Source organism: Kitasatospora sp. NPDC091257 (genome assembly GCF_044757675.1).
In the GTDB taxonomy this organism is placed as follows: domain Bacteria; phylum Actinomycetota; class Actinomycetes; order Streptomycetales; family Streptomycetaceae; genus Kitasatospora; species Kitasatospora lactacystinica.
The window spans coordinates 1-8,165 of the sequence record NZ_JBIVVI010000303.1 but is presented as its reverse complement, the minus strand read 5'-3'; the positions used below and the strand labels follow the sequence as shown (position 1 = coordinate 8,165).

The 8,165-nt window shown below is 74.4% G+C and carries 6 protein-coding genes, 1 pseudogene and 1 riboswitch; of the genes and pseudogenes, 2 read left to right on the top strand and 5 right to left on the bottom strand.

The genetic code is table 11. The annotated features are described in order from the left end of the window. Positions 1-91 precede the first annotated feature (91 nt). Positions 92-1,543 carry a PP2C family protein-serine/threonine phosphatase gene (locus ACIQOV_RS16435; protein WP_401049108.1) on the bottom strand — a complete coding sequence of 484 codons (1,452 nt, stop codon included), beginning with the start codon at positions 1,541-1,543 and terminating at the stop codon, positions 92-94. A 617-nt stretch (positions 1,544-2,160) separates the two neighbouring features. On the opposite strand from ACIQOV_RS16435, the gene ACIQOV_RS16430 reads away from it, so the two are divergent. After that, positions 2,161-2,823: a bifunctional DNA primase/polymerase gene (locus tag ACIQOV_RS16430; protein WP_401049106.1), complete on the top strand. Its 663-nt coding sequence runs from the start codon at positions 2,161-2,163 to the stop codon at positions 2,821-2,823. A gap of 228 nt (positions 2,824-3,051) precedes the next feature. On the opposite strand, the gene ACIQOV_RS16425 is transcribed toward ACIQOV_RS16430, so the two are convergent. From ACIQOV_RS16425 to ACIQOV_RS16410, 4 genes are all read right to left on the bottom strand, one after another. Next, complete coding sequence (locus ACIQOV_RS16425) at positions 3,052-4,035, bottom strand: DUF5926 family protein (protein WP_359897787.1); 984 nt, start codon at positions 4,033-4,035, stop codon at positions 3,052-3,054. 69 nt (positions 4,036-4,104) lie between these two features. Beyond that, positions 4,105-4,680, bottom strand: coding sequence for an ATP-binding protein (locus tag ACIQOV_RS16420; protein WP_387726706.1), 576 nt, complete (start codon positions 4,678-4,680; stop codon positions 4,105-4,107). Between the two features lie 347 nt (positions 4,681-5,027). Beyond that, the gene (locus ACIQOV_RS16415; RefSeq protein ID WP_401049103.1) at positions 5,028-5,852 is read right to left on the bottom strand and encodes a glycerophosphodiester phosphodiesterase; all 825 of its coding nucleotides are present in this window, start codon (positions 5,850-5,852) and stop codon (positions 5,028-5,030) included. Positions 5,853-5,992: 140 nt separating this feature from the next. Further along, positions 5,993-7,411 carry a purine-cytosine permease family protein gene (locus ACIQOV_RS16410; protein ID WP_401049101.1) on the bottom strand — a complete coding sequence of 473 codons (1,419 nt, stop codon included), beginning with the start codon at positions 7,409-7,411 and terminating at the stop codon, positions 5,993-5,995. Then, a riboswitch (TPP riboswitch) is annotated at positions 7,404-7,548 on the bottom strand. (Overlaps the previous gene by 8 nt.) A gap of 287 nt (positions 7,549-7,835) precedes the next feature. Between ACIQOV_RS16410 and ACIQOV_RS16405 the strand changes: the two are divergent. Continuing rightward, positions 7,836-8,165: pseudogene (locus tag ACIQOV_RS16405) on the top strand (hypothetical protein); the annotation flags it as partial.

Below are 8,165 nucleotides of genomic sequence, written 5' to 3'. Positions count from 1 at the left end.
CTCGGGGGAGGTGTCGGATCGCGACACGCGCGGGCGGCCGTGCGTCCATGGTACGGACGCCGGGCCGCCCGCCCTTTTCGGGTCCGAACCTTCACTCGAAGCGGGCCGCCAGCAGCATCAGGTCGTCGGTGGCGGTGCCCGCGGGCGGCGGGGCCGGGCAGACGGCCAGCAGGTGGGCGCAGAGCCGGTCCGGGTCGATCCGCACGTCGCGCGGGGCGTCGGCGGCGGCGCGGCGCAGGTTGGCCTGCCCGGCGTGCAGGGTGGGGCCGAAGCGGCGGGCCAGGCCGTCGGTGTAGAGCAGCAGGGTGTCGCCGCGCTCGGCGGTGAACTCCACCCCGGGGGCCTCCCAGCAGGCCAGCATGCCGAGCGGGGCGGAGAGCGAGGTCTCGACGAACTCGGCGCCGTGCCGGCCGACCAGGACCGGCGGGCAGTGCCCGGCGCCGGCCAGGGTGATCCGGCGCTCCTCGGGCTCGACCCAGGCGTAGACGGCGGTGGCGGAGCGGCTCGGCTCGGTGGTCTTGAGCAGCAGCTCCAGGTCCCCCAGGACGGAGACCGGGTCCTCGCCCTCCAGCACCGCGTACGCCCGCAGCGCGGCCCGGACCCGGCCCATCGCGGCGGCCGCGCCGGGGGCGGAGCCGGGGCCCGCGCCGGGGCCGTCGCCGGAGACGGAACCGACGGTGAGGCCGATGGTGCCGTCCGGCAGCGGGATCGCGTCGTACCAGTCGCTGCCGGCGGAGCGCTCCAGCCCGGCGGGGACGAGCCGGGCGGCCAGCCGCAGCCCGGCGGCCTGGGGGAGGCGGTCCGGCAGCAGGCCGCGGCGCAGCGCCTCGGTGGTGCGCGAGATCCGGTCCGCCTCCAGCTGCTTGGCGAGCAGCGGGGCGGCGATCTCGCAGTAGTGGCGGGCCAGTTCGCGCTGGCATTCGGTCGGTTCGGCGGGCTCGTCGTAGAACCAGAGGGCGGCGGCGAGCGGGCCGTCCTCGGCGGTGGCGAGCGGCAGGCCGTAGGCGCCGCCGAGGCCGAGGTGGACGGCGAGTTCGCGCAGCCGGGTGCCGATGGCCGGGTCCTCGGCGAGGTCGCGGGAGTGCAGCCGGGCGGGCCGGTCCCGTTCGCGCAGCAGCCGGGCCAGCAGGCTCTGCTCGGTCGGGACGGTCTCCAGGGCGCCGAGGCTGGCGCGGTCGAGGCCGAAGCCGACCGGCTGTCCGGGCCCGCCGCCGGGCCGCCTGGTGACCAGCACGCCGCGCCGGGCGCCGAGCAGGGCGGCGCCGGAGGCGAGGACGGTGTCCAGGGTGGCGGCCAGGCCGCGGGTGCGGGCGAGCCGCTCGGTGTGCTCGTGCAGGCTGGTGATTTCGGACAGGCGTCCGGCCAAACGGTCCTGCACGGCGGCGGACGGCGCCGTGCGGGCGTCCGTCGTGCCGTCCAGGGCGTCGACGGGGCCGGGCAGGTCCGGCAGGTCGAGGACGGTGAGCCCGCCTGCGCAGCCGGGTTCGCCCGGCTCGGCGGTCGTCGTCGACGGGAGGGCCGTCGACGGGTGGGACTCGTTCATGCCGTCACTCCTGACGCGGTGCTACGTGCCATGCGAAACCCCCAGATACGGCCAATGTGGAGCGAGCACGGCCTTAGGGCGCGTTTCGCCTCGATTCGCTACTACTCGTCATTGATCGACAGCAATGCCACCACTTCTACACAGGCCATTCGGGGCATGTCCAGATCCAGGACGACGCGGTGGCCTGTTCCACATCCATCGCGACCCGGTCGGGGGGCGCGCGGGGTTGGTGCGCGCGCCGGTCGGGCCGGGAGGCATGGAGCGGGCCGCGAACGGGCAGAACCGGGAGGACGGCCCGGGCGGCCGTCCGGATCGTATGTCCGTGCCGCCCGTGAGCCGGGCTGGCCGGAACTCTCTCACTCGTACGGTGGAACCAAGCGTGCCCGGGCGGCGTCCATCCGTCGCGTACGGGATTCTCGTTCCAAGGGCTGTGCCGGTGCGCGGCCCTTTCATGTCGTGCTCCACACCCGCTCCACGTCGAAGCCGCGCCGCCCGCCCTGCCGCCCGCCCCGCGCCGCGCCGCCCGGGGACCGTGCCGCGGCGGGCCCGCACGGAGGATCCCGACGGACGCCGGCGGGGCGGAGCGGACCGAGCGGTCAGGGAAAGGAACGAGCGCCATGCGTGAGAATCCGAAGGACCGGTCGGAGGAGCGTTCCGCCCGGCTCGCCGCGGCCCTGGCGGCCGCCGTCGACCACCGCTGGCCCGTGGTGCCGGGCGCCGTGCTGCGCGACGGCCGGTGCTCCTGCGGCGACCTGGACTGCACCGTCCCCGGCGCGCACCCCCACGACCCCTCGCTGCTGGCCGCCACCACGGACGCCCGGATGGTGCGCTGGTGGTGGGAGCGGCAGAGCCCGGACGCGCCGGTGCTGGCCGCCACCGGCTCCACGGTCTCGGCGGTCAGCCTGCCCGCGGCGGCCGGCGCCCGGGCGCTGGTCTACCTGGGCGCGCTGCGGCTGCCGCTCGGACCGGTGCTGGCGATGCCGGGCCGCTACGCGCTGTTGGTGGCCCCGTACTCGCTGGACGTGCTCGGTGAGATGCTCGCCCAACTCCCTTGGGTGCCGGGCTCGTTGCGCTATCACGGGCCGGGTGGCTTCCTGGCACTGCCGCCCGGAGGCGCGGCCGCGGGGGTCGCCGCGGCCGGAGGCCGGGGGAAGGTGCGCTGGGTGCTGGCACCGCGGCCGGGCGCCGGCGGCGGGGTCTGGCTGCCGCAGGTCGGGCCGCTGCTGGGGGAGTTGGTGGAGGCGGCGGTCCGGTTGGACAGCGGACGCTCGGCCTACTGAGGACCGCAGGTGCCGGGCGGGGCGCCGGGGCCTCCGTCGGGGCCTTCACCGGGGCGTTCCGGAAAAACAAAAGATCCGGCCGCTGGCGACGGGGGATGCACCAGCGGCCGGACTCTTTAGACAGTAACAAGGATCTGCGCCCGCGCCAATTTCCAAGACGCCCTCCACGCCCGGAAATTGCGCGTTCACCGCGACAATGTGACGCGTATCACGCGGATCCTGCGCGCTTTAGTTCAGGGTGACCTGACGGTTCACCAGGTTCGCGCGGGCGCGCCGCTCCTCGGCGGTCAGCGGGGTCCCGTCGGCGAGCACGGCGGCGAGCCGCTCGGCGAACTCGGCGGCCGGCTTCTCGCAGTCGGCGGCGGTCATCGCGAGCGGGAGATCCCACACCGGGACGGTCAGGCCGTGCGCGCGGAACGAGCCCACCAGGCGGGTGTCCGCGCCGAGCGAGGCCTCGCCGGCCGCGTTCAGCCGGGCCAGCGCGTCCAGCAGTTGCTCCTCCGGCACGGTCATCACCCAGCGCAGGTGGTTCTTGTCCGGAGTGCCGCACCAGTAGGCGGAGTCCACGCCGGCGAGCTTCTCGGTCGGGATGGCCGAGGCGTTGGCGCGCTCCAGGGAGGCGGCGACCTCACCGGTGGCGGCCTCGGCGTCCTCCAGCCAGAACTCGAAGCCGGTGTGCACGGTGGGCGTGAACGCGGCCCCGGCGTCCAGCAGGTCCTGCAGGCGGCGCCCGCCCGGGACGGTCCGGCGGGCCGGCACCGGGCTGCCCGGCTCGGTGGCCAGGGCCAGCTCCAGGGCGTCCGCGAGGTCGCGGCTGAGGTCGCCGGAGGCGGACTGGGTCTGCAGGCCGAGCAGGATCGAGCCGTCCTGGCGGCGCAGGGCCGGCCAGGCCAGCGGCAGCACGGTGGCCAGGGTCACCGACGGGACGTCACCGGTGGCGCCGTCCGCCACCCCGGCGGCCAGCGTCAGCGGCACCGTGGCGGCGGGCACCAGCTCGCGCAGCGCCACCCAGTCGGCCTCGCCCGACAGGCCCTCGAACGGGCGGTGCACCAGCTCCTGCACCGCGTGCGAGGCCTCCCGGCCGTGACACGCCTTGTACCGGCGGCCGGAGCCGCAGGGGCAGTCCTCGCGGGCCCCGACCACGGGGATCTCGCCCGTGACGGCGGTGGTGGACTGGCGCTGCGGCGCCTTCTTGGCGGCCTTCTTGCCCATGCTGCGGCTCTCCCGGAAACGGTGGTCCTGTGTTCCGGGAAGCCTAACGACACATTCCCCGCGCCCGGCTCACGCGCTACGGGCGTCGCCCCCGGTGCGCCGGGCGTGCCGGGCCCGGGCGGGCAGCGCCGCCCAGACCGTGACCTCGCCGGGGGCGTCGCGCACGCCCCAGTCGCTGGCCAGCTGGTCGACGATGCTCAGGCCGCGGCCGCCGCGCGAGGTCAGCGAGGGACTCGCGGGCAGCGGCCGGGTGGCCGCCCCGCCGTCCGTGACCTCCAGGGTGAGCACCCCGTCGGCGTGCATCTGCCAGCGGACCAGCACGCCGCCGTCCGGCTCGTCCGAGCCCTCGGCGGACTCCCGGCCGCCCGGTGCGGCGCGCGTCCCGGACGGGACGCCGACCAGCACCTGCCCGAGCACCTCGGCCCGGCCGCTGCGGCCCAGGGCCGGCAGCGGGCCGAGCGGACGGGCGTATCGACAGGCGTTGCTCAACAGCTCGGAAAGGATCAGAACAGCATCATCGATGACCGGTTCCGGTATCTGCCGGTCACCCAGATCTCGACGCAGTCGGCGCCGTGCGACCCCGACACTCGCTGGGCCGTGCGGCACTGCCATGGTCGATGAAGTCGGCACTTCACGCGCCACCATCAACGCCACCCCCGGACCTCCTTCAGCGTATGCCGAGGGAGAGATGCCCCTTGGTAATGCGTCGGAAACGAGCACCGGACGATCCCGCGAGCCCATTTCGAGTGCGGCGACCGACGGTCGACATCAGGTCATTCCGTGCTCACCCTCTGTCGCCTGGATGCAAGAATTCCGGCAATTTCGCGCAAGGAAGGTTTGACTGCCGACCAGAGTGATCGGGCCGGAGTGATCGGATCGGGAGGATCCGACCGGGCCGACCGGACGCAAGTGACCGGACGCAAGTGACCGGACGGAGCGACCGGTTCGGGGCGACCGGATCGGGCGGGTGCGGCCCCGGACGCGCCGGCGGATCACCGGCCGAGCTGCGCCAGCACCTCCGCGGGCCGGTTGGTGATGATCGCGGACACCCCGAGCTCCAGGCAGAGCTCGACGTCGGCCGGCTCGTCCACCGTCCACACGTGCACCTCGTGCCCCAGCTCGCGCAGCCTGGTCACCAGGTGCGGGCGGGCCCGCACCAGCTCGATGCCCGGGCCGGCGATCCGCGCCCCGCCCGGCAGCGGCGAACCCTCGCGCAGCCGGCCGAGCAGCGGCAGGGTCCGCTCGAACAGGAACACCCGCCGGTACTGCGGCGCGGCGGCGGCCACCCGGTTCAGCGCGATCGAGGAGAAGCTCATGATCCGGGCGGACGGGCGGTCGCCGCCCCGGGTCGCGCCGATCCCGAACCGCTCCAGCGTCCGCAGCAGCTCGGCCTCCACCCGGCCGCGGAAACGCACCGGGTGCTTGGTCTCGATCGCCAGGTCCACCGGGCGGCCGCACTCCACCACCAGCTCCAGCAGCCGCTCCAGCCGCAGCACGCCGCGCAGCTCCGGGTCGACGCTGGGGCGGCCGGTCTTCCAGGCGCCGAAGTCGTAGTCCTCCAGCTCGGCGAGGGTCATCGCCGAGACGGTGCCCCGGCCGTTGGAGACCCGGCCGATCCGGCGGTCGTGCACGCAGACCAGCGCGCCGTCGGCGGTGACCCGGACATCGCACTCCAGCGCGTCGGCGCCCTCGTCGAGCGCGCGCCGGTAGGCCGCGAGGGTGTGCTCGGGCAGGGCGTGGGAGGAACCGCGGTGGGCGATCACCTGGACGGACGGCACGGTGCGCGCCGCCGGCGAGGACAGGTCTGGGCTGGTCACAGGCCCAACGATAGGCGGCACAGGTGAAGCGCGGACAAAGACGGCCCCAACCTGTGGGGCCGTCTTCCTGCCCGCGGAGCCGTCCCGGCCGGGCCCGCGGGGCTGGGCCGCCCCCGCTTCGCCCGGTGCGGGCGGCCCGCTCAGTGCCGGTCGGCGCGGCGGGAGAGCGGGGTGAGCGCCCAGGTGACCAGGGCGGGCACCAGGAAGGCGAACAGCGAGGCGGAGGTCCACTCCTGCGGGGTGAAGTGCAGCGACTCCTGGGCCGAGGTCCAGAAGTCCGTCCACCAGCCGGCCACCTTGGTCGGCGCGATGAACTGGTAGACCGCGAAGCCCAGGGCCCACGGCAGCAGCATCGGCCAGCGGGACGGCGCGTCGGCGGAGAGGTTCCAGCCGCGCCGCCCGGCGCCGAGGAAGTAGTCCACCACGAGCACCGCCAGCAGCGGCACGAACACCGAGCCGATCAGCCCGAGGAAGCCGTAGTAGGTGTCGGTGAACTCGTCGATCCGCAGCGCCAGCACGGTGGTCAGCGCGCCGATCGCGCCGGAGAGCACCCGGCGGTCCACCTTCGGCAGCAGGTTCTGCACAGACATCGCCGTCGAGTACACGTTGGCGAAGGACTGGTCCGTCTCGCGCAGCACCAGCACCAGCAGGAACAGCCAGCCGGCCCAGACCCCGAGGAAGGAGTCGAAGATCCGGTTCGGATCGCCGTCCGACTGCAGCAGCGCCATCAGGCCGAGCACGTAGCACCAGACCTGGGCGATCGTGTAGCCGGAGAAGCTGCCCCAGAACGCCGAGCGCGGGGTGCGCGAGTGCCGGGTGTAGTCGGCGGCCAGCGGGACGAAGGAGACCGACACCGCGATCATCGCGTCGGTGGCGCCCAGGAAGCCGTGCCAGTTGCCCGCCCCCGGGTCCGGCACGCCCTGGCGGCCCAGCTGGACGGTGAAGTACACCATCGCCACCGCGACCGCCCCGGCCACGAAGCGGCGCAGCACCGCGATCGAGCCCAGCGGCCAGATGGTCAGCGCCGTGGTCAGCGCGCCCGCGAGCAGGACGAACAGCCAGCGGTAGCCGGTGGTGTGCGCGACGGTCTGCGCGCCCGCCGAGATGGTCAGCAGCTCGAACACGCCCCAGCCGATGCACTGCACGATGTTCAGCACCGTCGGCAGGTACGACAGCCGGGTGCCGAACAGACCGCGCAGGTTCGCCATCGCGGGGGCGCCGGTGCGGGCGCCGATCAGCGAGGCCACGCCGAGCATCGCGGTGCCGACCGCCGTACCGACCGTGATCGCGGTCACCGCGGCGACCAGCGACAGCTCGCTGCCGGGGGCGCCGAGCACGGTGGCGGCGGTGGAGAAGCCGATCAGGCTGACGCCCAGGTTCATCCAGAGCGCGAAGTGGTCCCGGAAGCGCAGCGTGCGCGGCGGCTCGGTGTCCAGCACCAGGGGCGCTTCGACGTGCTCGGGGCGCTCCAGGACGGCGGTCGCGCCCGCGGCGGAGGCGTCCGCACCGGGGGCGGGAACGTTCGCGCCCGAAGAAGAGGATGGCGAAGCAGGCGGCATGGCCGATACTCCCTACGCCGGCATTACCCGGACAGGTTCCGGCGGTCAGCGCCCCCTCGACCGTCCGTCACTCGTGTGGCGTACGGTCGACATGCGCACTCTCAGCCTGGTGGGTCCAAGCTCCCGCGTGTCAGTTTGGAGCGACAGGCTAACCGGCACGGGGGCGAACGCCCAAGGCCGAGGGTGTGCGGTCCGCATCGCGGGACGCCCGGCGGGGGAGGGGAGCCTCGGCCGTCGGTGCCGGTGCCGGCGTGGGTGCCGGCGTGGGTGCCGGTGTCGGAGCCGGTGTTCGGTGCCGGCGTCGGGTGTCGGCGTCTGCGTCGGCTAAGGATTCTTATGAGTTCTTCAGAGGGGTCCTTACGGCAATCGAATCGACAGTGCGAAAAACTATGGTCCTTGGTTCTGCCAGCTATGGAGGTCGTCCGTGAGCACCGAGCGCGAGGTTGGGCCCGCCGGGCCGCAGGGGGAGCAGCCCGCCGGGCAGGGGGCGGCCGAGTCCGCTTCCGAAGGCCCCGCTCAGGGCGGGCACCAGCCGACCATGGCCTTCCGGCGGGTGCCCGAGCCGGAGTCGGGCGCCGTCGAGGCCGCCCCCGTCGAGGCGGCACCGCCCGTCGACGCCGTCGCGGCCGAGGGTGTCCCGGCCGAGGGCGGGCACAAGCCCACCGTCGCCTTCACCAAGGGAATCGGGCTTCCGCTTGGAGATGAGCTCGCGCAGGGCCTCCTTGTGGAGTGCCGCCAGGGCGTCTGTGGTGGG